We start from the raw sequence: 23,389 nt of genomic DNA, 5'->3' as shown, positions 1-23,389 counted from the left end.
AGCCGCCCCGATCTCGGCAAAGGGGACGATTTGTCGGTAGAATGGCGCCATTGCTTAAGGAGACCCCCATGATCGACCCGAAAAAACTGGAAGAGATCGCCAAACAGATACACAACGCCCTGCCCCCCGGCATTCGCAGCATGGGTGAAGAGGTGGAGAAAAAGACCCGTCAGGTCTTGCAGGCTCAGCTCAACAAGCTGGATCTGGTGAGCCGCGAGGAGTTCGACGTGCAGACCAAGGTGCTGCTGCGCACCCGGGAGAAGCTGACCGCCCTCGAGGCCAAGCTGGCCCAGCTCGAGCAGCAGCTCGCCGCCAAGGGCGAATGATCCGGCGTGACCCGCCGTAGATAGCACAAACCCCAGCCAGGCTGGGGTTTGTCGTTTTTATGGGGACAACGAGTTTCTCATCCCCCCTTCTCTCGCAAGACGATAAGGGGGCAGATCGACGCTCTGCGGTTGGCCGTGGTCAGATAAACTCGTAGGCATCGCCGAAGATGCGCTCGGGCTCGGCGCCCAGCAACTTGAACTCTTCCCGCGCGGCACCGGCCATCTCGAAGCGGCCCGCCACATAGATGTCGTAGTCATGCAGGCTGACGAAGTCATCCATGATGGCCTTGTGCACCAGCCCGGTCCTGCCGGTCCAGTCGCTCTCGGGCTCCTGCACCACGGGAATGAAGGTCAGCGGCGCGTAGTCGCGCTCCCACTGCTGCATCTGCTCCAGCTCGTAGAGCCAGTGCGCCTGGCGTACCCCCCAGTAGAGGAACACCGGACGCTTGCTGCCGCTGCCGATCAGGTATTCCAGGATGGCGCGGGCATAGGAGAAGCCGGTGCCTCCCGCCATCAGGATCAGCGGTCGGGGGGATTCGTCGCGCAGGAACGCCTTGCCGGCGGCCAGCTCGACCTCGATCTCTCCCTGCTCGCGCATGCGGGCCAGCACCTGACCGGCATAGGCATTCTCGGGAGTGGCACCGATCTGCAGCTCCAGCACGCCGGAGCGGGTCGGCGAGTTGGCGATGGAGAAGGGGCGCTTGTCCGAATCGCTCATCACCACCAGCAGATACTGGCCCGGCTTGAAGCTCACCTCCTGCTGCGGCGCCAGCGCCACGTGCCAGATGGTGTCGACATATTCGCGCAGTTCCTCTACGCGGCACTTGATACGTTGCATTCTTGTCCTTGTGAGGGGCCTGCCCGGCCCGCTTCGCTCATGGTTTCACTGTTTTTATGGCGACCAGTTGGTGGTCAGGTCCGTCGAGCATACCCAATTCGGCACGGCAATACCGCACTTTTGCGTCACAATGGCCGCGCCGCATCGGGGATCCCTCAGTCGAGGATCTTCAGCTCGTCCCAGATGGCATCGATCTTCTGCTTTACCGCCTCGTCCTGGACGATGGGCTGACCCCACTCCCGGTTGCTCTCCCCCGGCCACTTGTTGGTGGCATCCAGCCCCATCTTGGAGCCGAGCCCGGAGACCGGCGAGGCGAAGTCCAGATAGTCGATCGGGGTGTGCTCGATCAGGGTGGTGTCCCGAGCCGGGTCCATCCGGGTGGTGATGGCCCAGATCACGTCCTTCCAGTCGCGGGCGTTGATGTCGTCATCGCAGACGATCACGAACTTGGTGTACATGAACTGGCGCAGGAAGGACCAGACCCCCAGCATCACCCGCTTGGCGTGGCCGGGGTAGCGCTTCTTGATGGTCACCACCGCCATCCGGTAGGAGCACCCCTCCGGCGGCAGGTAGAAATCCACTATCTCGGGGAACTGCTTCTGCAACAGCGGCACGAACACCTCGTTGAGCGCCACCCCGAGCACCGCCGGCTCATCGGGCGGACGGCCGGTGTAGGTGCTGTGGTAGATGGCATCCCGGCGCATGGTCATGTGGGTGATGGTGAAGACCGGGAACTCGTCCACTTCGTTGTAGTAGCCGGTGTGATCGCCGTAAGGTCCTTCGGGGGCCATCTCCCCCGGCTCCAGATAGCCTTCCAGCACGATCTCGGCGCTGGCGGGCACTTCCAGATCGCAGCTCAGCGCCTTCACCACCTCGGTACGGCTACCCCGCAGCAGACCGGCAAAGGCGTATTCGGAGAGGCTGTCCGGCACCGGCGTCACCGCGCCCAGGATGGTCGCCGGATCGGCGCCCAGCGCCACCGCCACCGGGAAGCGTTCGCCCGGGTGGGCCTCCTGCCACTCGCGAAAATCGATGGCGCCGCCCCGGTGATCCAGCCAGCGCATGATCAGCTTGTTCTTGCCGATCTTCTGCTGGCGATAGATGCCGAGGTTCTGCCGCTTCTTGTAGGGACCGCGGGTGATGGTCAGACCCCAGGTGACCAGGGGCGCCACATCCCCGGGCCAGCAGTGCTGGATGGGGATCTGATCCAGATCCACCGCGTCCCCTTCCAGCACCACCTGCTGACAGGGGGCCGAAGAGAGCCGCTTGGTCGGCATGTTGAGTACCTGCTTGAAGATGGGCAGCTTCTCCATCAGCTCCTTGAGCCCGCGAGGCGGCTCCGGCTCTTTCAGATAGGAGAGCCAGGTCCCCACCTGGCGCAGGGCGCTGACGTTGGGCTGGCCCATGCCCATGGCAACCCGGTCCGGCGTGCCGAACAGGTTGGTCAACACCGGCATGGTGTAGCCCTTGGGATTCTCAAACAGCAGAGCCGGGCCCCCCGCACGCAGGGTACGGTCGCTGATCTCGGTCATCTCCAGATAGGGGTCTATCTCGCGACTGATGCGCCTGAGCTGTCCGTTTTGTTCCAACTGCGCGATAAAATCACGCAAGTCCTTGTATTTCATGCAAGTACCCCAGCGGGATCAGGTGGTCCCGCATTATAACCCTGGCGGCGTATCCGGTGTACCCGTATCGGACCTCATGACGGACGAGGCGTGTCGCCGCTCCTGAAGCGTCAGCCGGTTTGCCAATTGACCCAGGAGCCTGGGCTCGTTCATCTGCAACAACAGGCCGGCCACCAGCCCGCCATACTGGTGCTTGCCGAGTTCGGCCAGGAGGAACTGCTGGGCCCCGTCCGGCAAAGGGGAGAGGCGGCTGAGCTGGTGCAGGGCGGGGACCATCAGGCGGCTGTTCTGGCTGGCGGCGATCAGCAGATCGCTCGCCTCCTGCCCTGAATAAAAGCGGGAAATGGTGTGCAGCGCAGTCAGGCTATCGTGATCCACTGGCTGACGCCACAGCTTGAGGTAGAGTGCCGTCTCCCCGGTCTGTTCGATGAAGTGCAGCAGCAACTGGTTGTCCGGCAGGAAGAGATTGAGGGCAGCAAGCCGCTGCGCCTCCCGACGCAGCACGGATACCGGCTGCCGATCGAGCACCGCCAGCAGGGCCTGCTGCTGCTGTGCCAGCTCGGGATTGCGGCTGTAGTAGACCTGCTTGAAGTCGAAGCGATCCTGCTCCAGCAACTGGCGATAGTTGTCCTGCCAGGCCAGCTGCTGCCAGTGGCTCAGCACCAGCCGGGCCTCGGCGGGGAAGTCATAGGCGGGTAGCTGCACCAGGAAACCGTCCACCTTCCCTTCCACCAGCCATTGTGGCGCCTTGGCCGCTTGTGCCCGCACCCAGGCCAGCAGCGCCGGGCTCGGTGCGCCCGATGACTTGAGCTCACCCAGCAACTGGAACAACAGGAACTCCCGCTGCCCCACCGACAGGGTCTCGAGCAACGAGTCCATGGCATCAAACTGCCCGAGCGCCATGCGGCCGTCCAGGTACGCCCGATGCCCCTCCAGTCCCTCGTCCGCCACCAGGGGAGCCTGCAATTGCGGCGGGGAATCGGCATGCACCGGGGCCGCCAGCCACAACCAACCCATCCATATGAACAACACCAGCTTCATGACGTCCCTTTCCTTGTGACATCGAGGCTTCATACTACTAAGCCAGCCGTGAAATAGATAAACAAAAACCGCGACCTGGGCCGCGGTTTTGTCATTGAAGAGACTGTTACTTCTGTTGACGCTTCATGGAGTCGAAGAACTCGTCGTTGGTCTTGGTCGCAGCCAGCTTGTCGATGAGGAACTCGATGCTGTCGATCTCGCCCATGGGGTGAATGATCTTGCGCAGGATCCACATTTTCTGCAGCTCGTCCGGGGCGGTCAGCAGCTCTTCCTTGCGGGTGCCGGAGCGGGTGATGTCGATGGCCGGGTAGACGCGCTTCTCGGCAATCTTGCGCGAGAGGTGCAGCTCCATGTTGCCGGTACCCTTGAACTCTTCGTAGATGACTTCATCCATCTTGGAGCCGGTATCGATCAGCGCGGTGGCGATGATGGTCAGGCTGCCGCCCTCTTCGACGTTGCGCGCCGCACCGAAGAAACGTTTCGGACGGTGCAGGGCGTTGGCGTCCACACCACCGGTCAGCACCTTGCCGGAAGACGGGATGACGGTGTTGTAGGCGCGGGCCAGACGGGTGATGGAGTCCAGCAGGATCACCACATCCTTCTTGTGCTCGACCAAACGCTTGGCCTTCTCGATCACCATTTCGGCGACCTGGACGTGACGGGAGGCCGGCTCGTCGAAGGTGGAGGCGATGACTTCGCCCTTCACCATGCGCTGCATCTCGGTCACTTCTTCCGGACGCTCGTCAATCAGCAGCACGATCAGCTCACAATCCGGGTGGTTGTAGGCGATGCTCTGGGCGATGTTCTGCAGCAGCATGGTCTTACCGGCCTTGGGCGGTGCAACGATGAGACCGCGCTGGCCCTTGCCGATCGGGGATGCCAGATCCAGTACACGGGCGGTGATGTCTTCGGTGGAACCGTTGCCACGCTCCATGCGCAGACGCTCGTTGGCGTGCAGGGGAGTGAGGTTTTCAAACAGGATCTTGTTGCGGGAGTTTTCCGGACGGTCGTAGTTGACGTCGTTGACCTTGAGCAGGGCGAAATAGCGCTCGCCCTCTTTCGGCGGCCGGATCTTGCCGGAAATGGTATCGCCGGTACGCAGGTTGAAGCGGCGGATCTGGCTCGGGGAGACATAGATGTCATCCGGACCAGCGAGATAAGAGCCGTCTGCACTGCGCAGGAAACCGAAACCGTCGGTCAGGATTTCCAGCACACCGTCGCCAAAGATATCCTCGCCGCCCTTGGCGTGCGCCTTGAGGATTGCAAAGATAATGTCTTTCTTGTGCGCCCGAGCCAGATTTTCCAACCCCATGGATTCGCCAAGCTGGACCAGCTCGGACACAGGAGTGTTCTTAAGTTCAGTCAGATTCATAGTGGTGAAAGTCTGTAAGCAAGGATTGAAATGAGGAGACAGTCTGCTGGATTGATGCTGATCGGATTTGACTTGCCAGGCTGGTAGTTAAGCAAAGAGTCAGGCAAAAAGGTTAGCAAACGAGCGATAAACTAGCACCAATCAGGGTGAGCGTCTAGGTGATAAAACACAAGGAGCGCATTATTGCAATGCGCTCCTTCTTGATTATTACAGGTTGCCGTCCAGGAACTCTTTCAGTTGGGTCTTGGACAGGGCGCCGACCTTGGTCGCTGCCACTTCACCATTCTTGAACAGCAGCAGGGTCGGGATACCACGAATGCCGTACTTGGGCGGAGTGTCGGCGTTATGATCGATGTTCAATTTCGCCACGGTCACGCGACCTTCATATTCCTGAGCAACTTCGTTCAGGATCGGGGCAATCATCTTGCACGGTCCACACCATTCTGCCCAGAAATCGACCAGAACAGGGCTGTCGGCGTTGATTACATCGGCCTCGAAGCTGGCATCGCTCAGCTGAACAATCTTGTCACTCATCTCCAACTCCAGTCAGTAATTAAGGCTTTATTGATGGTTCAACAAAGGCAATAGTTGCCCTATTTGAAATGATCCTGTTTATTATTGCAAGCCTAACCTGATAACCTACCGCCATGAGCAAAACACATCTAACGACCGAAAAATTCGCCCAAATGGGCCTCGAACCCGAAGTTCTGGCTGGTCTGGAATCAAAGGGATTTCACTATTGTACGCCCATCCAGGCACTGTCCCTGCCCCTGCTGGTTGAAGGTCATGACCTCGCCGGTCAGGCCCAGACGGGGACCGGCAAAACCCTGGCTTTCCTGGCGGCGACATTCAACTATTTGCTGACCCATCCGCTGACCAGGCCGCGCCTCATCAACCAGCCCCGCGCCATCATCATGGCCCCGACCCGGGAGCTGGCCGTCCAGATCTATAACGATGCAGAGAGCATGTCAGCCTCCACCGGGCTCAAGCTCGGTCTCGCCTATGGTGGCGAAGGCTACGACAAGCAGCTGGCCGTGCTGGAACAGGGCGTCGACATCCTGATCGGCACCACGGGTCGCATCATCGACTACTTCAAGTCCAAGGTCATCGATCTCGGCAACATCCAGGTCGTGGTACTGGACGAAGCGGATCGCATGTTCGATCTGGGCTTCATCAAGGACATCCGTTTCCTGTTCCGCCGCATGCCCCCCGCCACCGAGCGTCTGAGCATGCTGTTCTCCGCAACCCTCTCCCTGCGGGTGCAGGAGCTGGCCTATGAACACATGAACCACCCGGAACATGTGCAGGTCGAACCGGAACAGATGACCGGCGTGCGGATCAAGGAGGAGCTCTTCTACCCCTCCAACGAAGACAAGATGTTGCTGCTGCTCTCCCTGATGGAAGAGGAGTGGCCCGAGAAAGCCATCGTCTTCGCCAACACCAAGCACGTCTGTGAAGACGTTCACGCCTGGCTGGAGAACGACGGCCACCGCGTCGGCCTGCTGACCGGCGACGTGCCGCAGAAGAAGCGGATGAAGATCCTGGAAGAGTTCACCAAGGGTACCCTGGATATCCTGGTCGCCACCGACGTGGCTGCCCGTGGTCTGCACATCCCCGACGTGACCCACGTCTTCAACTACGACCTGCCCGACGATGCCGAAGACTATGTCCACCGCATCGGTCGTACCGGCCGCGCCGGCAGAAGCGGTCACTCCATCAGCCTGGCCTGTGAAGACTATGCCTTCAACCTGCCGGCCATCGAGGAGTACATCCACCACCCCATCCCGGTCAGCAAGTATGACCGCGAGGCGCTGCTGGATGACGTCACTGCGCCAAAACGGGTGTTCCGCAACCGCCAGCCGGTGAACCGCAACATGCGGGATCGCCAGGGCGGTGGCAACAGCAACAACCGTCGTCGTCCCCCCCGCAAGAACTGAGGGATCGGCCAAGTTGCACAACTCGCCTCTCTATGCCGCCATCGACCTCGGCTCCAACAGCTTTCACATGCTGGTGGTGCGCGAGGTCGCCGGTGCCCTGCGCACCGTCACCAAGGTCAAGCGCAAGGTACGCCTCGCCGCGGGCCTCGATGCCGATTTTCGCCTCAACCGTGCCGCCATGGAGCGGGGCTGGGATTGTCTGCGCCTCTTCTCCGAGCAGTTGCAGGACATCCCGTCCGACAACATCCGGGTAGTGGGCACCGCCACCCTGCGCCTGGCCACCAACGTCGACGAATTCATCAGCGAAGCGGAACGGGTGCTCAACCACAGCATCGAGATCATCTCGGGCGAGGAAGAAGCCAAGACCATCTATGAAGGCGTCTCCTGGACGTCGGCAGGGGAAGGCAACCGGCTGGTGATCGACATCGGCGGTGCCAGCACCGAGTTGGTGATCGGCGAGCAGAGCGAAGCCAAGCTGCTCAACAGCCTGCACATGGGCTGCGTCACCTGGCTCAACAACCACTTCGGTGATGGCGAGCTCTCCGAGACGCGCTTCAACCAGGCCATTGCCGCCGCCAAGGCGGTACTGGAGAAAGTGGCTGCGGACTACCGCGTTCTCGGCTGGCGCACCTGCGTCGGCGCCTCCGGCACCGTCCAGGCGCTGCAGGAGATCATGCTGGCCCAGGGCAAGAGCGAGCGGGTCACCCTGCCCAAGTTGCAAGAGCTGATGGGTCAGGCCATCGCCTGCGGCAGACTCGATCAGTTGCAGCTCGAAGGGCTGGCGGCCGAACGGCTGACCGTGTTCCCCTCCGGTCTCGCCATCCTGATCGCCATCTTCGAGACCCTCGACATCGAGAGCATGACCCTGGCGGGCGGTGCCCTGCGTGAAGGGCTCATCTACGGCCTGCTCGGCAACAATCACGACTGTGATGCCCGGGATCGCACCGCTGACAGCCTGATCAGCCGCTACCAGCTCGACAAGGAGCACGCCGAGCGGGTCCGCGACACCGCCATCGAGGCGTTCACCCAGTTGCAGCCGGCCTGGCGCCTCTCCAAGCGCTACGGTCGCCCGATCCTGCGCTACGCAGCCCTGCTGCACGAAATCGGTCTGTGCATCGAGTACAAGAAGGCGCCGCAGCACGCCGCCTACATCATCGACAACATCGACATGCCGGGCTTCACCCCCGCGCAGAAGAAGCTGCTGTCGGCCCTGCTGTTCAACCAGCGGGATGAATTCAAGCTGGAGCCGCTGGAGAAACAGGGTGCCGTCACCGGTCGCCAGGCGATCCGGCTGGCCCGCATCCTGCGCATCTCCCTCATCCTCTGCATGCGCCGGACCCAGGGCACTGTGCCCAGGTTCATGCTGCAAGCCGATGAAGATGCCCTGACCCTGACCCTGCCCAAGGGGTGGCTGGACGAGCACTACCTGCGCGCCAGCGAGCTGCGCCTCGAGGTGGAACGCCAGCAGAAGATGGGCTGGTCCACCCGGCTGCAGGAAGCCTGAGGCGCACACCCCATGGCCGATTACCAACCCGTCAGCTGTGACCTGTACGACTGGCTGGAGATCGCCGCAAGCTGGCAACTGCCCGTCACGATCACCGACCGGGATGGACGAACCTGGGCGGACAGGATCCGCACCATAGAAGCCAGCGACGGAGTGGAATATCTGCTGCTGGAGCGCGCTGAGCGCCTCAGCCTGGCGGACCTGGCAACCCTGGAACTCGTCTGGCAAGGGGAAGAAAAGCGGATCCACTTCGCCCCACCCCGCAGCCAATGAATAGCAAGAGGGCCAACCTGATCAGGTTGGCCCTCTTCGTTTGACGCTCAGACTCCCTGCCAGTCGCCACTCAACTCGCCAGCGCCGCCATCACATAGACGTCGAAGCGGTTGCTCTTGGTCTCGATGGCCATGCTGGGCTTGTGCTCGTTGAGCCAGCCCGCATAGTCGGGCCGCTTCACCACCACCCGCTTGTCAGCCATCCTGAGCGCCGCCGGCAGCAGGGCATCCGCGTCGAGATCCGCCCCCACCAGGGACTGGAACACCCGCATCTCTTTTTTCACCAGCGCCGACTTCTGCTTGTGGGGGAACATGGGATCCAGGTAGATGACCTCCGGCCGCTCGGTCAGCGCCAGCAGGGTCTCCACCGCCGGGCCTTGCAGCAGTTGCATCCGCTCGCGCACCCAGGGGCCTATCTCGGGATCCTGCGCCGCCCGGGTCAGACCGTCCTGGAGCAGGGCCGCCACCACGGGGCTGCGCTCGATCAGGGTCACCTTGCAGCCGAGGGAGGCGAGCACGAAGGCATCGCGCCCGAGCCCGGCGGTGGCATCCACCACGGTCGGCATGGCTCCCGACTTCAATCCCACCGCCTTGGCGATGGACTGGCCGCGCCCGCCACCGAACTTGCGCCTATGGGCCACCGCCCCTTCCACGAAGTCCACATAGACGGCCCCCAGCTTGGGTTCGTCCAGCTTGCGCAGCTCCAACCGCGATTCGGTCAGCACCAGGGCGAAGGGAACGGGAAACGCCACGTCGGCAAGGCGCTGGCGCAGGGTGTCGAGCTCGCCATCGCGGGCGGGCACTTCACTGAAAACCTGAATATGGGGCATAACATGGACTCATCACGGCGCAGAAGCCGGCATGATAGCAGAAGCGGGGGGTCAGCTCACCGTGGTCAGATTCGCCAAGTTCATTCCCTGACGGTTGAGACTCAGGTACTCGGTCAGATCGTCGAAGGGCAGCGGGCGGCTGAGCAGATACCCCTGGGTGAAGGCGCACCCCTTCTGGCAGAGGAAGTTGAGCTGCTCCCGGGTCTCCACCCCTTCGATCACCACCTGCATGCCGAGGTTGTGCACGATGTTGATGATGCCGTCGAGCAGCAGGCGGTCCTGCTCGTTGAAGGGAATATGGCGCACGAAGGAGCGATCGATCTTCACCAGATCCACCGGGAAGGTACGCAGGTAGTTCAGTGCCGAGTAGCCGGTGCCGAAGTCGTCGATGGCCAGCTTGCAGCCCGCCTCGCGCAGAGCATCGATCCGCACCCTGTGCTGATCGCTGGTCTCCATCAGCAGAGATTCGGTGATCTCGATGATGATGTCCGCCGGATCCAGCTCGAAGTGGCGGATCACCCTGAGCCACTCGTTGGCCTCCGGGTCTATGGTCTGGAACTCCAGGGTGGAGCGGTTGATGGACATCTGCAGATCCGGGAAGCCGGACTGCTGCAATCTGGCCAGATCCCGGCAAGACTGCCACAGCACCAGGGCACCCAGCCCCTGGATGAGCCCCGCCTCTTCCGCCAGCGGGATGAAATCCGCCGGTGAGACCTGACCCCAGTGGGGGTGATACCAGCGCACCAGGGCCTCCAGCTTGGCGACCCGGCCGCTGCGGTTGTCCCAGATGGGCTGGTAGGCCATGGTCAGCTGGCCCAGCTTGATGGCCTCCGCCAGATCGTGCTGCATCTGGTGGCGCTGGCTCACCTCTTCCCGCATGGAGGCGTTGTAGGTGCCGAGGGGGCGTCCCTGGCGCTTGGCGACGAACAGGGCCTGCTCGGCATTGCGCAAGAGCTCGTCGCTGTCGCCGCCGTCATTGGGACAGAGGGTGATCCCCAGGGTGGCGGTCACATAGAGGTGCTGGTTGGCCAGCATGAAGGGACGGGCAAAACCGCCGATCACCTGCTTGGCAAACACCTCGGCCTGACGGCGGTTGACGATGCCGGGCACCAGGAAGGCAAACTCGTCGCCGCCGATGCGGGCCACCAGGTCCTCGGTGCGCACCCGGCTCACCAGCCGATCCGATACTTCCCGCAGCAGGGCGTCGCCCACATGGTGATCCATGCTGTTGTTGACCGCCTTGAAGTTGTTGAGGTCGAGCACCATGAGGGCGAAGCGCTCCCCCCGCTCGCAGAAGCGGGCCAGACAGCGACCGAACAGCCAGCGGTTGGGCAGGCCGGTGAGGTTGTCGTAGTTGGCCTGGGCGGCGATCTTCTGCTCCGCCAGCTTGGTCTGGGAAAGATCGCTGAAGATGGCGATGTACTGACTGATCTTGCCCCCTTCCCGCACGGCGCTGATCATCAGCTGCTGGGGATAAAGCTTGCCGTTCTTGCGCTTGTTCCACACCTCGCCACGCCAGATCCCCACCCGCTCCAGGGCGTGGTACATGTCCGCATAGAAGGTCTGATCGTGCAGTCCGGACTTGAGCATGCTGGGCCGCTGGCCACACGCCTCCTCCTCGCTGTAACCGGTGATCTTCTCGAAGGCCGGATTGACCGAGATGATGCGACTGTCGGCATCGCACACCAGAATGGCTTCGGAGAGGTTGTCATAGACCCGGTGGGAGAGCTTGAGCTGCTCCGCATGGCGCCTGATGGGATCGATGTTCTCCAGCACCACCATGAGATAGTCGGGGTGCATCTGCTCGTTGCGGATCAGGGTCACCGTCACCCGCCCCCACAGGACGGTCCCATCCCGATGGAGATAACGCTTCTCCTGGGTAAACGCGGGACGCTCTCCCCGCTTGAGGGCGTCGTAGAGCGCAATGCTGGTCTGCCAGTCGTCCGGATGGTTGATTTCGGCGACGGTGAGCTGTTGCAGCTCCTCCTGGCTGTAGCCGAGCATCTTCTCGATGGCCGGGTTCGCCCAGAGGATCTTGCCGCCCAGATCCACCTTGCCGATGCCCACGGGCGCATGGGACATCATGGTGTCCAGGAAGTGGTGATGTTCCGGTTGCGCCGGCTGCTCCTGGCTCTGGCGCTGCTGATACATCAGCGCCAGTTCACGACCGGCGAGCGGGGCCAGCAGACGCAGCAGGCCCACTATCTTCTCCATTCTCGGCATGGCCCGCTTGAACATGACGCTGCACAGGCCGATGGTCTCTCCCTCGGCGTTCTTGAGCGCGACGCCGGCATAGGCTCTCACCTCGCAGCGCTCCAGCACGGCGGCGTGGGGGAACAGCTGGCGGGTGCGATCACTGAACCAGGCTTCACCCTGTTGCATGGCGATCTCCCCCGGAGTGTCGGCGAGGGGGAAGCTGTAGGAGTTGATGTCGAGGGAGGCGGGATAGGCGGCATGCACGGTAAAGAACAGACCCGCCTGATCCTTGCCGGACACCAGGACGAAGTCAGCCCCCACCGCGTTGGCGATTTCACTCACAAAGGCATCAAAATATCCCTGACCACTCGAATGAGACAGGCTGGAGATGATTTGATAGACAGACTCGAGTGCTCGCCTCATGGCAAGGTTCTTTCTCTCCCTGGAAGGTAGAACCCGACTCTACTGAAGAGGCGGGGACAGTGCAAACATGCACTCCGCAAGATATTAAAAAGGCTTGGAAAAAGGGACCAAAAGGTCCCTTTTTCTATCAAAAATCACGTTTCGATCCCACTATGCCGCAAATGTGTACCTGCTTGAAGCTCCCGCAGTGGCGCGGCAGCTCATCCAATCGAGGCTCACTGTGGCGGCGGGACCTCACGCGGCGATACCGCTGTGACGCAGCAGCGCATCCACCTGGGGCTCCCGGCCACGGAAGGCACGGAACAGCTCCATCGGCTCCCTGGAGCCGCCCTTTTCCAGAATGTTCTTCAGGAAGGAGTGGCCCGTGGCCGGGTTGAAGATCCCCTCCTCCTCGAAGCGGGAGAAGGCGTCGGCAGAGAGTACCTCGGCCCACTTGTAGCTGTAGTAGCCCGCCGCGTAGCCGCCCGCGAAGATGTGGGAGAAGCTGTGCTGGAAGCGGTTGAACGCCGGAGGCGTCATCACGGCGACCTGGCTGCGCACCTCATCCAGCAGCGCAGGGATCTGATCCGCTCTGGTCGGGTCAAAGGTCTGGTGCAGACGGAAGTCGAACAGGGCGAACTCCAGCTGGCGCAGCATCTGCATCGCCGCCTGGAAGTTGCGGGCGGTCAGCATCTTCTCCAGCAGATCGGCGGGCAGCGGCTCCCCGGTCTCGTAATGGCCGGAGATGAAGGCCAGCGCCTCGGATTCCCAGCACCAGTTCTCGAGGAACTGGCTCGGCAGCTCCACCGCATCCCAGGCCACGCCGTTGATGCCGGCCACGCCGGCCACATCGATGCGGGTCAGCATGTGGTGAATGCCGTGGCCGAACTCGTGGAACAGGGTGACCACTTCGTTGTGGGTGAACAGGGCCGGTTTGCCGTCCACCGGGCCGTTGAAGTTGCAGGTCAGGTAGGCCACCGGCTTTTGCAGGGAGCCGTCCTGACGGTAGCGGCGACCCAGGCAGACATCCATCCAGGCGCCGCCCTGCTTGTGCTCGCGGGCGTAGAGATCCAGGTAGAAGCTACCGCGCAGCTCGTCATCGGCGTCAAAGATGTCGTAGAAGCGCACGTCCGGGTGCCAGGTGTCGATGCCGAGACGCTCGCGCACCTTCATGCCGAACACCCGCTTGACCACCTCGAACAGCCCCTTCACGACCCGACCGGCGGGGAAATAAGGACGCAACTGCTCATCAGAGACCGAAAACTTGTGCTGTTTGAGCTTTTCTGCGTAATAGGCAAGATCCCAGGCCGCCAGTTCGTCCTGACCATGCTGCTCGGCGGCAAAGGCGCGGATCTCCTCCAGCTCCGCCTTGCCTTGGGGCAGGGACTTGGCAGCCAGGTCGGTGAGGAAGTCCACCACCTGCTCCGGCTTGTCCGCCATCTTGGTCGCGAGGGAGAGCTCGGCATAGTTGGCAAAGCCCAGCAGTCGGGCCAGCTCTCGGCGCAGGGTGAGCAACTCGGTCATGATGGCGGAGTTGTCCCACTTGCCGGCGTTGGGGCCCTGGTCGGAGGCGCGGGTGGTGAAGGCCTCATACAGCTCGGCACGCAGGGCGCGGCTGTCGGCATACATCATCACCGGCAGGTAGGAGGGGATGTCCAGGGTGAACAGCCACCCCTCCTTGCCCTTGAGTTCGGCCATCTGGCGCGCGGCAGCCTGGGCGCTCGCGGGCAGACCAGCCAGCTCGGCCTCGTCGGTCACCAGCTTGTGCCAGCCCTGGGTCGCGTCCAGCACGTTGTTGCTGAAACGGGAGGCGAGCTCCGAGAGGCGGGCCTGGATCTCGCCGTAACGCTGCTGCGCCTCGGCAGGCAGACCGATGCCGGAGAGGCGAAAATCGCGCAGGGTGTTCAGGATCTCCTTGCGCTGGGCATCATCCAGCCGGGGGAAGTCATCGCTCTCGGAGAGGGCCAGATAGGCTTGATAGAGCCCTTCATGCTGACCGACATAGGTCTGGAATTCGGACAGCAGCGGCAGGCAGGCATCGTGAGCCGCCCGCAGCGCCTCGCTGTTCTGCACGGCGTTGAGGTGGCTGATGGGGGACCAGATCCGGGAGAGGCGGTCGTTGACCTCTTCCAGCGGGGCGATCAGGCTGTCCCAGGTGTGAGGCTCCTTCTGGGCCAGCACATCCTCAATCTTCTGTTTGCAATCGGCGATGGCCTGCGTCACGGCAGGTTGCACCTGATCGGGCTGGATCTGGCTGAAGGGAGGCAGCGAGTCCATTGTCAGCAAAGGGTTAGTCATCTGCGGTACCTCTAAATGCTCTGCAGCCCCTGCCGTCCAGAAGCCTGCTTGGACCATCTAAGATGTAGGCAGAAACCCCATTTATCAAGCCTTTGCCGCCAAGAGACGGGCTTGTTGCCCACTTTTTCAGGCATTTTGTTCATAAAACCAGCACTTCATCTGCCAGAGACGACAATGCCGGCCCGAGGGCCGGCATTGTGAGGGCATGGACACTCCCCGCCTCAGCGTCGGGCGTCCTCTTTCAACCACTGGGCGACCCGCTTGGCGAAGTAGGTGAGGATGCCATCGGCCCCGGCCCGCTTGAAGCAGAGCAGGGATTCCATCACGCACTCTTTCTCCTTGAGCCAGCCATTCTGGATCGCCGCCATGTGCATGGCGTACTCGCCGCTCACCTGATAGGCGAAGGTCGGCACGCCGAACTGATCCTTCACCCGGCGGATGATGTCCAGGTAGGGCATGCCCGGCTTGACCATGACGCTGTCTGCCCCTTCGGCGATGTCGAGGGCCACCTCGTGCAGGGCTTCGTTGCCGTTGGCCGGGTCCATCTGGTAGGTGGCCTTGTTGCTCTTGCCGAGGTTGGCGGCGGAGCCCACCGCATCGCGGAACGGGCCGTAGTAGTGGGAGGCGTACTTGGCGGAGTAGGCCATGATCTGCACGTTGACGAAGCCATTCTCCTCCAGCGCCGCGCGGATGGCACCGATGCGGCCGTCCATCATGTCGGACGGTGCCACCATGTCGGCCCCGGCGGCGGCATGGGAGAGCGCCTGCTTCACCAGGATCTCGGTGGTGATGTCGTTCTGCACATAGCCTTCGTCATCGATGATGCCGTCCTGGCCATGGGTGGTGAAGGGGTCGAGCGCCACATCGGTGATGACCCCGAGCTCCGGGAAGCGAGCCTTGAGGGCACGGGTCGCCCGCTGGGCCAGGGCATCCGGGTTGTAGGCCTCTTCCGCCATCAGACTCTTTCTCTCCAGCGGCGTCACCGGGAACAGGGCCACCGCCGGCACACCCAGGGCCACCAGTTCGGCGGCCTCTTCGAGCAGCAGATCGATGGAGAGTCTGTCCACCCCCGGCATGGAGGCAACGGCCTCTCGCTGACCCTCCCCCTCCAGCACGAACACGGGATAGATGAGATCGTCGACGGTCAGTACGTTTTCGCGCACCAGGCGGCGGCTGAAGTCATGTTTGCGCACCCGGCGCAGGCGACGGCCCGGGAAGGCCCCCGGAAGAGTTGTGGCCATGAATCACTCCAAAAGCGGAAGTTGGAAGAATGCGGCGGAGGTGGCCCGGGTATGGGCCAGCAAGGCCTCGGGCGCTTCACCACGGCAGGCCGCCACCACCTGGGCGATGTGCGGCAAAAAAGCGGGTTCGTTGCGTTTGGGCCTGGGTTTCAGATCCCGCGGCACCAGGTAGGGGGCGTCCGTCTCTATCATCAGGCGACCCGCCGGAATGCGGGCCACCTGCTCGCGCAGCAGCTGGCCACGGCGCTCGTCACAGAGCCAGCCGGTCACCCCGATATGCAACCCCAGCGCCAGGCACTCGTCCAGCTCGGCATCGGAGCCGGTGAAGCAGTGCAGCACGGCCCCCGGCAGGCGGGGCAACCAGGGGCGCAGGATCTCGACGAATTTGTCATGGGCATCGCGGCAATGCAGAAACACCGGCATCCCGAGCTCGGCGGCGAGCGCCAGCTGGGCGTCAAACACCGCGTCCTGCACTGGGCGGGGGGAGAAGTCCCGGTTGTAGTCGAGACCGCACTCGCCGATGGCCACCACCTGGGGCCGGGCCGCCAGTTCGCGCAGGGCAGGCAGGGTCGCCTCATCGACGCTTTTGGCATCATGGGGATGTACCCCGGCGGTGGAGAAGCAGTAGCCCGGCCAGCGGGCGGCCAATGCGGCGCTTTCGCGGCTGCCGGCCAGATCGGTGCCGGTCAGGATCAGGGCTTCCACCCCGGCGGCGCGCGCGCGTTCCACCAGGTCGGCCTGTTCGCCTGCGAACTGGCTGCTGGTCAGGTTCAAACCGATGTCGATCATGGAGTCAGGGGTTCCGGACAAACGAGGTGCATATCAGGCATTTGAAAACCATCTACTCGATGGGGCCTTACCATACGCCTCGAACGGATGCATGAAAAGAGGAAGGGAGCCTCAGCTCCCCTCTTCCGTTTGTTGCTGCTCCTCGTCCTCTTTCTTCACGTAGAAGCGGGCGAAGAACAGACCTATCTCCCACAGGCCCCACATGGGGATCGCGAGCAGGGTCTGGGAGAAGACATCGGGCGGCGTCAGCAACATACCGACCACGAAGACCCCGACGATGACGTAGGGGCGCTTCTCCTTCAGGCTCCTGGGGGTGGTCACCCCGGTCCAGCAGAGCAGTATGGTGGCCACCGGGATCTCGAACGCCACCCCGAACGCGAAGAACAGGGTCAGCACGAAGTCCAGGTAGCTGGCGATGTCGGTCGCCACCGTCACCCCGGCGGGGGCGGTACTGGTGAAGAAGCCGAACACCAGGGGGAACACCACGTAGTAGGCGAACGCCATCCCCGCATAGAACAGCACGGCGCTGGAGGCCACCAGGGGCAGGATCAGCCGCCGTTCGTGCTGGTACAGACCGGGTGCGATGAAAGCCCAGGCCTGATAGAGCAGATAGGGGATCGCCACGAAGAAGGAGACCACCAGGGTCAGCTTGATGGGCGTGATGAAGGGTGTCGCCACATCCGTCGCTATCATGCTGGTACCTGCCGGCAACTGGCTGAGCAGCGGCTGGGCCACGAAGTCGTAGATGTTGTTGGAGAAGTAGATGAGCGCGATGAACACCAGCAGGATGGCGGAGATGGCGCGCAGCAGACGGGTTCTCAGCTCCACCAGATGGCTGATGAGGGGCTGTTCTGCCTGACTCATGGCTTACCCTCCCCTTTGGCTGTGGACTCGCTGGCGGGCACAGGCTCGCTCTCTCGCTGGCTGTTGACCGGTGGCACCTCTGGGGTGGGCGCCGGGGCCGCCACCGGAGTGGCTGGCTCAGCCTGGGCGGGCTCCCGAGGCGGGCGGATCTCGTTCTCCCCCTGATAGGGACGATTCACCGACTGGGCGGCCGCTTTCAACTGCTCGATGGATTCCTGCAGCTCGGGGCTCAGGTTGTTCATCTGCAACCGTTCGGCCTTCTTCAGATCGTTGTGCAAATCCTGCAACTTGAGCTCCTGTTCCAGCTCGGCCTTGACCGAGTTGGCGGTGCTGCGGATCAGCCTTATCCAGTGGCTGGCGGTGCGGATCGCGACCGGCAACCGCTCGGGACCCAGCACCACCAGAGCGACGACGCCGATGACGACCAGTTCCCAAAAACCGATGTCGAACATGGCTTAGGCCTGATCTTTGTCTTTCTGCTTGGCGGCTTCGGCGTTGCTGGCCGTCTCGTTCAACTGCTTGGTCGGGAACTCGGCATCTTTCTGCTCGGGTTTGGTGTCGGCCGGCTCATCGGAGAGCGCCTTCTTGAACCCCTTGACCGCCGCGCCCAGATCGCCGCCGATACCGCGCAATTTCTTGGTGCCGAACAACAGCACGACGATGACTGCGATGATCAACAACTGCCAAATACTGATACCACCCATGACTTTCTCTCCGGATAGGCGCCCGATGGCGCAGGTTATTTAATGGGAACGGGTTCGCAACCAACCCAGCAGCCAGCATAACCCGGCGCCGGCGAGGCTGATTTGTCCCCACTCAATGTGTTGTTTCTGGGTCAGCAAGAATACACCCGCGAGCAGCAGGCTGGCTCCAACCCCTAAGAGGTAGCGGGCCTGCCCCTGACGGCGACTGTGGCGACGGAAATCGGCAAACATCTGGTCGAAGTGGTGCTGCTGATGGCGGGCCTGACGCAGGGTCTCGTAGACCAGCTCCGGCAGCTCCGGCAGTTTCTCCGCCCAGAACGGCGCCTTCTCCTTGATGGCATTCCACACCGCCTTGGGGCCGACCTGCTCGTGCATCCAGTTTTCCAGATAGGGCTTGGCGGTCTGCCACAAATCCAGCTGGGGATAAAGCTGGCGACCCAGCCCTTCCACATAGAGCAGGGTCTTTTGCAGCAGCACCAGTTGCGGCTGCACCTGCATGTTGAAGCGACGGGCGGTGTTGAACAGATTGAGCAGCACGTGGCCGAAGGAGATCTCGGAGAGCGGTTTCTCGAAGATGGGCTCCAGCACGGTGCGGATGGCGAACTCGAACTCGTCCACCTTGGTATCGGGCGGTACCCAGCCTGACTCCACGTGCAGCTCGGCCACACGGCGGTAGTCGCGGTTGAAGAAGGCGAGGAAGTTCTCCGCCAGGTAGCGCTTGTCTTCCCGGTTGAGGGTGCCGACGATGCCGCAGTCGATGCCGATCCAGAGCGGATTCTCGGGGTGTTCGAAAGAGACGAAGATGTTGCCCGGGTGCATGTCGGCGTGGAAGAAGCTGTCGCGGAACACCTGGGTGAAGAACACCTCCACTCCGCGCTCGGCCAGCAGCTTCATGTTGGTGCCGTTGGCCTCAAGGGCGGCAATGTCGGAAACCGGAATGCCGTAGATACGCTCCATCACCAGCACCTGCTCACGGCAATGGTCCGTGAACACCTCGGGCACATAGAGCGCCTCGGAGCCGGTGAAGTTGCGGCGCAGCTGGATGGCGTTGGCCGCTTCGCGCATCAGGTTGAGCTCGTCGAGTATGGTCTTGCGATACTCCTCCACCACCTCGACGGGGCGCAGTCGGCCACTCTGGGGCACGAAACGGGCCACCAGACGAGCCAGGGCCTGCATCAGGCGCAGGTCGGCCTCGATGACCGGCTCGATATCGGGACGGATCACCTTGATGACGATCTCGCGGCCGTTCTCCTTCAACCGGGCGGTGTGCACCTGGGCGATGGAGGCGGATGCCAGCGGCGTCTCGTCGAAGTCATCGAACAGAGTCTCGACGGGGCAACCCAGGCTCTCTTCTATCTGGCGACGGGCGGCCTGACCACAGAAGGGAGGCACCCTGTCCTGCAGCAGGGCCAGCTCTTCGGCAATGTCAGGGGGCAGCAGGTCTCGGCGGGTCGAGAGCATCTGGCCGAACTTGATGAAGATGGGACCCAGGGCCTCGAAGGCGAGGCGAATGCGGGCGCCACGGCTCATGCCCTGTTGCTTGTTCTTGAGCCAGAACAGACTGCGACGGGCCAGACGGCCAGGCCAGGGCTGATAACGGGCGGGCACCAGCTCGTCGATGCCCTGTTCCAGCAGGATGCTGACGATGCGATAGAGGCGTTTGAACTCCTTCGGGGTCATCAGCTCACCTGCTGTTCGAGGCGGGCAAGCCGCAACTCGATCGCCTTCATCTGTTGGGCCAGCTCTTCGACATCGTCATTGAAGCTCGCCACTTCCAGCGGACCCGGGGCAAGCCTCGCCTCCTCGGTCAGATACTCAGCCACTTGACGCTGGGAACGGCACAACTCTCGCCCCACAAAACGGCGAGCCTGACGGGCACCACTGCACAGGGTGTGGGCCACCACGTCGCCGGTGTAGCGGGACAGTTCCTCTTCCCAGTCGATATCGAGCTCGCCAAGCAGGGCGCTGAATGCCTGCACCAGCTGGGGGTCACCGCTCAGGTCCAGCTTCTCCTCGCGGATGTAGCGGGTCAGGGCGGAAGGCTCCTTGAGCAGACCGAGGGCGGTCAGGGAGAGGCTCAGCACCGCATCCGCCTGCCCTTCAAACCTGGCCAGCACATCCAGACGGCGCTCCGAGAAGACAAACCAGAGCGGCTTGAGCTCGCGCAGCTCCAGTTTGAGTACCTTGCCCGTCAGCTTGCGCAACCGCTCCGGGCTCTGTTTGTCCAGGGCCAGCAACTGGTTGAGGCTGGTTTCGATCACTGCGGTGACCATGGCATCCATCGGCATAGGCGACCTTAAAACTTGTAACCGCGGTGCAGGGCGACCACGCCCTGGGTCAGGTTGTAAAACTCGACCTGTTCGAAACCGACATTCTCCATCATGCCTGCCAGGGTCTGCTGATCCGGGTGCATGCGGATCGATTCCGCCAGGTATTTGTAACTTTCGCTATCATTCGCGACGATTTCGCCCATTTTCGGCAGCAATTTGAAGGAGTAGAGATCATACAGCTTGGCGATCACTTCGCTCACCGGCTTGGAGAACTCCAGCACCAGCAGGCGGCCACCCGGCTTGAGCACCCGGAACATGGAGGCAAGCGCCTTGTCCTTGTCGGTGACGTTGCGCAGGCCGAAGCCGATGGTGATGACGTCGAAATGGTTGTCAGGGAACGGGAGCGCCTCGGCATTGGCCTGTACGTAGGAGACGTTGTTGGCCACCCCCAGGTTGCGCAGTTTGTCGCGGCCCACTTTCAGCATGGAGTCGTTGATGTCCGCCAGGACCACCTGACCGGTCTCACCCACGATGCGGGAGAACTTGGCGGTCAGATCCCCTGTGCCGCCAGCCAGATCCAGCACCTTCTGTCCTTTGCGGACACCGGAGCAGTCGATGGTAAAGCGCTTCCAGAGGCGATGGATGCCGAACGACATCAGATCGTTCATCAGATCATACTTGGCCGCTACCGAATGAAAGACACCGGCGACCAGGGTTTCCTTCTCGGTCGCTGCCACGGTTTTATAGCCAAAATGCGTAGTAGTAGTCTGTTCCGACATCCCTCAAATACCCATAGAGCAAAGAATGGCCGCCAGTTTACCAGAGCCGATGGCGTGCGGACACCTCAAACCCGGCTTGCGACCAACTGCATCCCCAGCACGACCATGGCCAGACAGAGGAACAGATTGAGACCGATATTGAGCAGCGCCTTCAGATAAGCCCCTTGCTGGGCCAGCACGACCGTATCGAGGGCAAAGGAGGAGAAGGTGGTCAGGGCACCGAGGACACCCACCATCAGCAATGGCTTCATCGGGTGTTCCACCACGTGACCATGGCTGATCAGGGCATAGGCAATCCCCATGATGAAGGAACCCACCACGTTGACCACCAGGGTGCCATAGGGAAAGTGGCGTCCCAGCAGCCATGCCATCAGCTCGGCGATGCCAAAGCGCAGGCAGGCACCGAAGGCGCCCCCGACAGCGACAAATAACCAGGTTTGCATCAAGCAGTCTCCAAGAGTGTCAGGTTGGCATTATGCAGAATCTCGACAGCAGGGGACAGCCGGGCAATTAATCGACCCGGCAAGACCCTAGCGGCGAAAGTCTACCCGTTCTGGATTCACAAGATGGAGGGTCGTCTCGGCCGGGCGAGTATCGGCGATGACTCTGCCATGACGGATGGAATAACGTACCGGCACCTGGCGGCGCACCGCATCGAAACCATTCTCTGCAGGAAGGATCAGCAGGTTGGCGGGCTTGCCCACCTCGATGCCGTAGCGATCCTGCACGTTCAGGGTGCGGGCGCTGTGGCTGCCGATCAGCTTGAGACTGTCGTTGATCTGTTCGTAGCCCATGATCTGGCAGACATGCAGCCCCATATGCAGCACCTGCAACATGTTGGCCGTGCCCATGGGATACCAGGGATCGAACACGTCGTCGTGGCCGAAGCAGACGTTGATGTTCGCCTCCAGCATCTCCTTCACCCGGGTGATGCCACGACGCTTGGGATAGCTGTCGAAGCGCCCCTGCAGGTGAATGTTCACCAGCGGATTGGCGACGAAGTTGATGTCCGCCATCCTGAGCAGCCTGAACAGCCGCGAGGCATAGGCTCCGTTGTAGGAGTGCATGGCGGTGGTGTGGCTGGCGGTTACCCTATGGCCAATACCGCGCTCGTAGGCCAGGGTTGCCAGCGTCTCGATAAAACGGGACTGTTCGTCATCGATTTCATCGCAATGCACATCCACCAGAACCTGATATTTCTCCGCAAGATCGAAGACGTAGTGCAGACTTTCGACTCCGTACTCCCGGGTAAACTCGAAATGGGGGATGGCACCGATCACGTCGGCCCCCAGCTTGAGAGCCTCTTCCAGCAATGCCATGCCGTTGGGGTAGGAGAGGATCCCCTCCTGTGGGAAGGCCACTATCTGCAGCTCCACCCACTCCTTCATCTCCTCCCGCACCTCCAGCATCGCCTTCAAGGCGACCAGATTGGGGTCGGAAACATCCACGTGAGTCCGCACGAACTGGATGCCGTTGGCAATCTGCCATTTCAGTGTCTGGATGGCGCGTTGTTTCACATCCTCATGGGCCAGCAGCGCCTTGCGCTCGGCCCAACGCTCGATCCCCTCGAACAGGGTGCCGGAGAGGTTCCAGCTCGGCTCGCCAGCCGTCTGGGTGGTATCGAGGTGAATGTGCGGTTCGATAAAGGGGGGGATGACAAGGCCTTGCTCACCATCAAGCTCGCGGGTAGAGAGCAGCTGGGTGCTCATGGGCTCGATGGCCCGGATCACGCCTCCCTGACAGAGGATTTGCCACATCCCTTCCCTGCCCGCCAGACGCACATTCCTAATCAGCATGTTCTTCCCCTTCGAAAGCGTAGTTGTCTTTGCCAATCCACAACTTAGCCCGGATCCCTTTAATAGAGAAGCTCCGCCCGGAAAGCATACGGGATAGAAAGGGAAGATATCTCAGCAACAAGAAGGTGCGACATTGCAGAACTGCAATTTGCGATGGATGGCTGAAAGGCAGATACAAAAAAGCCTCCCGATTGGGAGGCTTTCTTATTTAATGGTGCTGATACCCAGAATCGAACTGGGGACCTCATCCTTACCAAGGATGCGCTCTACCGACTGAGCCATATCAGCACACTAACCGGTAAAGA

The 23,389-nt window shown here is 62.0% G+C and carries 22 protein-coding genes and 1 tRNA gene; 4 read left to right on the top strand and 19 right to left on the bottom strand.

Annotated elements, in window-relative coordinates:
* Positions 1-68 precede the first annotated feature (68 nt).
* Positions 69-326, top strand: coding sequence for an accessory factor UbiK family protein (locus AB5Y59_RS02465; protein ID WP_010672374.1), 258 nt, complete (start codon positions 69-71; stop codon positions 324-326).
* Between the two features lie 139 nt (positions 327-465).
* Here the strand turns inward: AB5Y59_RS02465 and fre are convergent, their stop codons facing one another.
* From fre to trxA, 5 genes are all read right to left on the bottom strand, one after another.
* On the bottom strand, positions 466-1,164 hold the full coding sequence (fre, locus tag AB5Y59_RS02460) for an NAD(P)H-flavin reductase (RefSeq protein ID WP_139737141.1): 699 nt from the start codon (positions 1,162-1,164) through the stop codon (positions 466-468).
* 155 nt (positions 1,165-1,319) lie between these two features.
* A complete protein-coding gene (ubiD, locus tag AB5Y59_RS02455; protein ID WP_010672372.1) occupies positions 1,320-2,789 on the bottom strand; it encodes a 4-hydroxy-3-polyprenylbenzoate decarboxylase in 1,470 nt (489 codons plus the stop codon).
* Between the two features lie 33 nt (positions 2,790-2,822).
* A complete protein-coding gene (locus AB5Y59_RS02450) occupies positions 2,823-3,830 on the bottom strand; it encodes a hypothetical protein (protein WP_263309514.1) in 1,008 nt (335 codons plus the stop codon).
* Between the two features lie 106 nt (positions 3,831-3,936).
* Entirely contained in the window at positions 3,937-5,202 is a 1,266-nt protein-coding gene (gene rho / locus AB5Y59_RS02445) for a transcription termination factor Rho (RefSeq protein WP_010672370.1), read from the bottom strand.
* Between the two features lie 207 nt (positions 5,203-5,409).
* Positions 5,410-5,736 (bottom strand): thioredoxin TrxA, encoded by a 327-nt coding sequence (gene trxA, locus AB5Y59_RS02440; RefSeq protein ID WP_010672369.1) that lies wholly within the window; start codon positions 5,734-5,736, stop codon positions 5,410-5,412.
* Between the two features lie 113 nt (positions 5,737-5,849).
* Here trxA and rhlB point away from each other — a divergent pair, with 113 nt between their 5' ends.
* From rhlB to AB5Y59_RS02425, 3 genes are read left to right on the top strand one after another with little or no spacing between them, the layout of a single operon-like run.
* Positions 5,850-7,139, top strand: a complete 1,290-nt coding sequence (rhlB, locus tag AB5Y59_RS02435; protein ID WP_049636361.1) for an ATP-dependent RNA helicase RhlB — start codon at positions 5,850-5,852, stop codon at positions 7,137-7,139.
* Between the two features lie 13 nt (positions 7,140-7,152).
* A complete protein-coding gene (gene gppA, locus AB5Y59_RS02430) occupies positions 7,153-8,643 on the top strand; it encodes a guanosine-5'-triphosphate,3'-diphosphate diphosphatase (protein ID WP_368211454.1) in 1,491 nt (496 codons plus the stop codon).
* 12 nt (positions 8,644-8,655) lie between these two features.
* On the top strand, positions 8,656-8,916 hold the full coding sequence (locus AB5Y59_RS02425; protein ID WP_041214156.1) for a Rho-binding antiterminator: 261 nt from the start codon (positions 8,656-8,658) through the stop codon (positions 8,914-8,916).
* Between the two features lie 70 nt (positions 8,917-8,986).
* Here AB5Y59_RS02425 and AB5Y59_RS02420 read toward each other — a convergent pair whose 3' ends face one another.
* The 14 genes from AB5Y59_RS02420 to AB5Y59_RS02355 all read right to left on the bottom strand — a co-directional run bounded on the left by AB5Y59_RS02420 (position 8,987) and on the right by AB5Y59_RS02355 (position 23,372).
* Positions 8,987-9,745 (bottom strand): class I SAM-dependent methyltransferase, encoded by a 759-nt coding sequence (locus tag AB5Y59_RS02420; RefSeq protein WP_368211453.1) that lies wholly within the window; start codon positions 9,743-9,745, stop codon positions 8,987-8,989.
* Between the two features lie 51 nt (positions 9,746-9,796).
* Entirely contained in the window at positions 9,797-12,364 is a 2,568-nt protein-coding gene (locus AB5Y59_RS02415) for a bifunctional diguanylate cyclase/phosphodiesterase (protein WP_043155406.1), read from the bottom strand.
* A 234-nt stretch (positions 12,365-12,598) separates the two neighbouring features.
* Entirely contained in the window at positions 12,599-14,641 is a 2,043-nt protein-coding gene (gene prlC / locus AB5Y59_RS02410; protein WP_045522605.1) for an oligopeptidase A, read from the bottom strand.
* A gap of 221 nt (positions 14,642-14,862) precedes the next feature.
* Entirely contained in the window at positions 14,863-15,882 is a 1,020-nt protein-coding gene (gene hemB / locus AB5Y59_RS02405; protein WP_039041081.1) for a porphobilinogen synthase, read from the bottom strand.
* Between the two features lie 3 nt (positions 15,883-15,885).
* Positions 15,886-16,671: a TatD family hydrolase gene (locus tag AB5Y59_RS02400; protein ID WP_319895216.1), complete on the bottom strand. Its 786-nt coding sequence runs from the start codon at positions 16,669-16,671 to the stop codon at positions 15,886-15,888.
* 111 nt (positions 16,672-16,782) lie between these two features.
* A complete protein-coding gene (gene tatC, locus AB5Y59_RS02395; RefSeq protein WP_010672360.1) occupies positions 16,783-17,535 on the bottom strand; it encodes a twin-arginine translocase subunit TatC in 753 nt (250 codons plus the stop codon).
* The gene (tatB, locus tag AB5Y59_RS02390) at positions 17,532-17,987 is read right to left on the bottom strand and encodes a Sec-independent protein translocase protein TatB (protein WP_139737143.1); all 456 of its coding nucleotides are present in this window, start codon (positions 17,985-17,987) and stop codon (positions 17,532-17,534) included. The genes tatC and tatB overlap by 4 nt, the downstream gene beginning before the upstream one ends.
* Before the next feature lie 3 nt (positions 17,988-17,990).
* Complete coding sequence (tatA, locus tag AB5Y59_RS02385; RefSeq protein WP_010672358.1) at positions 17,991-18,239, bottom strand: Sec-independent protein translocase subunit TatA; 249 nt, start codon at positions 18,237-18,239, stop codon at positions 17,991-17,993.
* Positions 18,240-18,278: 39 nt separating this feature from the next.
* Entirely contained in the window at positions 18,279-19,919 is a 1,641-nt protein-coding gene (gene ubiB / locus AB5Y59_RS02380) for a ubiquinone biosynthesis regulatory protein kinase UbiB (protein ID WP_010672357.1), read from the bottom strand.
* Positions 19,919-20,527, bottom strand: a complete 609-nt coding sequence (locus tag AB5Y59_RS02375) for an SCP2 domain-containing protein (protein WP_124244189.1) — start codon at positions 20,525-20,527, stop codon at positions 19,919-19,921. The genes ubiB and AB5Y59_RS02375 overlap by 1 nt, the downstream gene beginning before the upstream one ends.
* Positions 20,528-20,535: 8 nt before the next feature.
* Positions 20,536-21,288 carry a bifunctional demethylmenaquinone methyltransferase/2-methoxy-6-polyprenyl-1,4-benzoquinol methylase UbiE gene (gene ubiE, locus AB5Y59_RS02370; RefSeq protein ID WP_039041078.1) on the bottom strand — a complete coding sequence of 251 codons (753 nt, stop codon included), beginning with the start codon at positions 21,286-21,288 and terminating at the stop codon, positions 20,536-20,538.
* 65 nt (positions 21,289-21,353) lie between these two features.
* The gene (gene crcB / locus AB5Y59_RS02365; protein WP_041214163.1) at positions 21,354-21,731 is read right to left on the bottom strand and encodes a fluoride efflux transporter CrcB; all 378 of its coding nucleotides are present in this window, start codon (positions 21,729-21,731) and stop codon (positions 21,354-21,356) included.
* An 87-nt stretch (positions 21,732-21,818) separates the two neighbouring features.
* Complete coding sequence (locus AB5Y59_RS02360) at positions 21,819-23,084, bottom strand: cytosine deaminase (protein ID WP_368211452.1); 1,266 nt, start codon at positions 23,082-23,084, stop codon at positions 21,819-21,821.
* 212 nt (positions 23,085-23,296) lie between these two features.
* A tRNA-Thr gene (locus tag AB5Y59_RS02355) sits at positions 23,297-23,372 on the bottom strand.
* Positions 23,373-23,389: the final 17 nt, after the last annotated feature.

This window comes from Aeromonas sp. s10 (genome assembly GCF_040907975.1).
GTDB classification, from domain to species: domain Bacteria; phylum Pseudomonadota; class Gammaproteobacteria; order Enterobacterales; family Aeromonadaceae; genus Aeromonas; species Aeromonas caviae.
Note: the sequence above shows the minus strand (reverse complement) of the source record. Positions and strands in the feature narration are given on the sequence as shown.

Excerpts from the sequence above, each read along its gene's own strand:
- AB5Y59_RS02425 (WP_041214156.1), top strand. The coding sequence starts at position 8,656 with ATGGCCGATTACCAACCCGTCAGCTGTGACCTGTACGACTGGCTGGAG.
- AB5Y59_RS02420 (WP_368211453.1), bottom strand. The coding sequence starts at position 9,745 with ATGCCCCATATTCAGGTTTTCAGTGAAGTGCCCGCCCGCGATGGCGAG.
- crcB (WP_041214163.1), bottom strand. The coding sequence starts at position 21,731 with ATGCAAACCTGGTTATTTGTCGCTGTCGGGGGCGCCTTCGGTGCCTGC.
- AB5Y59_RS02465 (WP_010672374.1), top strand. The coding sequence starts at position 69 with ATGATCGACCCGAAAAAACTGGAAGAGATCGCCAAACAGATACACAAC.
- hemB (WP_039041081.1), bottom strand. The coding sequence starts at position 15,882 with ATGGCCACAACTCTTCCGGGGGCCTTCCCGGGCCGTCGCCTGCGCCGG.
- trxA (WP_010672369.1), bottom strand. The coding sequence starts at position 5,736 with ATGAGTGACAAGATTGTTCAGCTGAGCGATGCCAGCTTCGAGGCCGAT.
- AB5Y59_RS02375 (WP_124244189.1), bottom strand. The coding sequence starts at position 20,527 with ATGCCGATGGATGCCATGGTCACCGCAGTGATCGAAACCAGCCTCAAC.
- rhlB (WP_049636361.1), top strand. The coding sequence starts at position 5,850 with ATGAGCAAAACACATCTAACGACCGAAAAATTCGCCCAAATGGGCCTC.
- AB5Y59_RS02400 (WP_319895216.1), bottom strand. The coding sequence starts at position 16,671 with ATGATCGACATCGGTTTGAACCTGACCAGCAGCCAGTTCGCAGGCGAA.
- tatC (WP_010672360.1), bottom strand. The coding sequence starts at position 17,535 with ATGAGTCAGGCAGAACAGCCCCTCATCAGCCATCTGGTGGAGCTGAGA.
- tatB (WP_139737143.1), bottom strand. The coding sequence starts at position 17,987 with ATGTTCGACATCGGTTTTTGGGAACTGGTCGTCATCGGCGTCGTCGCT.
- AB5Y59_RS02360 (WP_368211452.1), bottom strand. The coding sequence starts at position 23,084 with ATGCTGATTAGGAATGTGCGTCTGGCGGGCAGGGAAGGGATGTGGCAA.
- rho (WP_010672370.1), bottom strand. The coding sequence starts at position 5,202 with ATGAATCTGACTGAACTTAAGAACACTCCTGTGTCCGAGCTGGTCCAG.
- prlC (WP_045522605.1), bottom strand. The coding sequence starts at position 14,641 with ATGACTAACCCTTTGCTGACAATGGACTCGCTGCCTCCCTTCAGCCAG.
- ubiB (WP_010672357.1), bottom strand. The coding sequence starts at position 19,919 with ATGACCCCGAAGGAGTTCAAACGCCTCTATCGCATCGTCAGCATCCTG.
- ubiE (WP_039041078.1), bottom strand. The coding sequence starts at position 21,288 with ATGTCGGAACAGACTACTACTACGCATTTTGGCTATAAAACCGTGGCA.
- ubiD (WP_010672372.1), bottom strand. The coding sequence starts at position 2,789 with ATGAAATACAAGGACTTGCGTGATTTTATCGCGCAGTTGGAACAAAAC.
- fre (WP_139737141.1), bottom strand. The coding sequence starts at position 1,164 with ATGCAACGTATCAAGTGCCGCGTAGAGGAACTGCGCGAATATGTCGAC.
- AB5Y59_RS02415 (WP_043155406.1), bottom strand. The coding sequence starts at position 12,364 with ATGAGGCGAGCACTCGAGTCTGTCTATCAAATCATCTCCAGCCTGTCT.
- tatA (WP_010672358.1), bottom strand. The coding sequence starts at position 18,239 with ATGGGTGGTATCAGTATTTGGCAGTTGTTGATCATCGCAGTCATCGTC.
- AB5Y59_RS02450 (WP_263309514.1), bottom strand. The coding sequence starts at position 3,830 with ATGAAGCTGGTGTTGTTCATATGGATGGGTTGGTTGTGGCTGGCGGCC.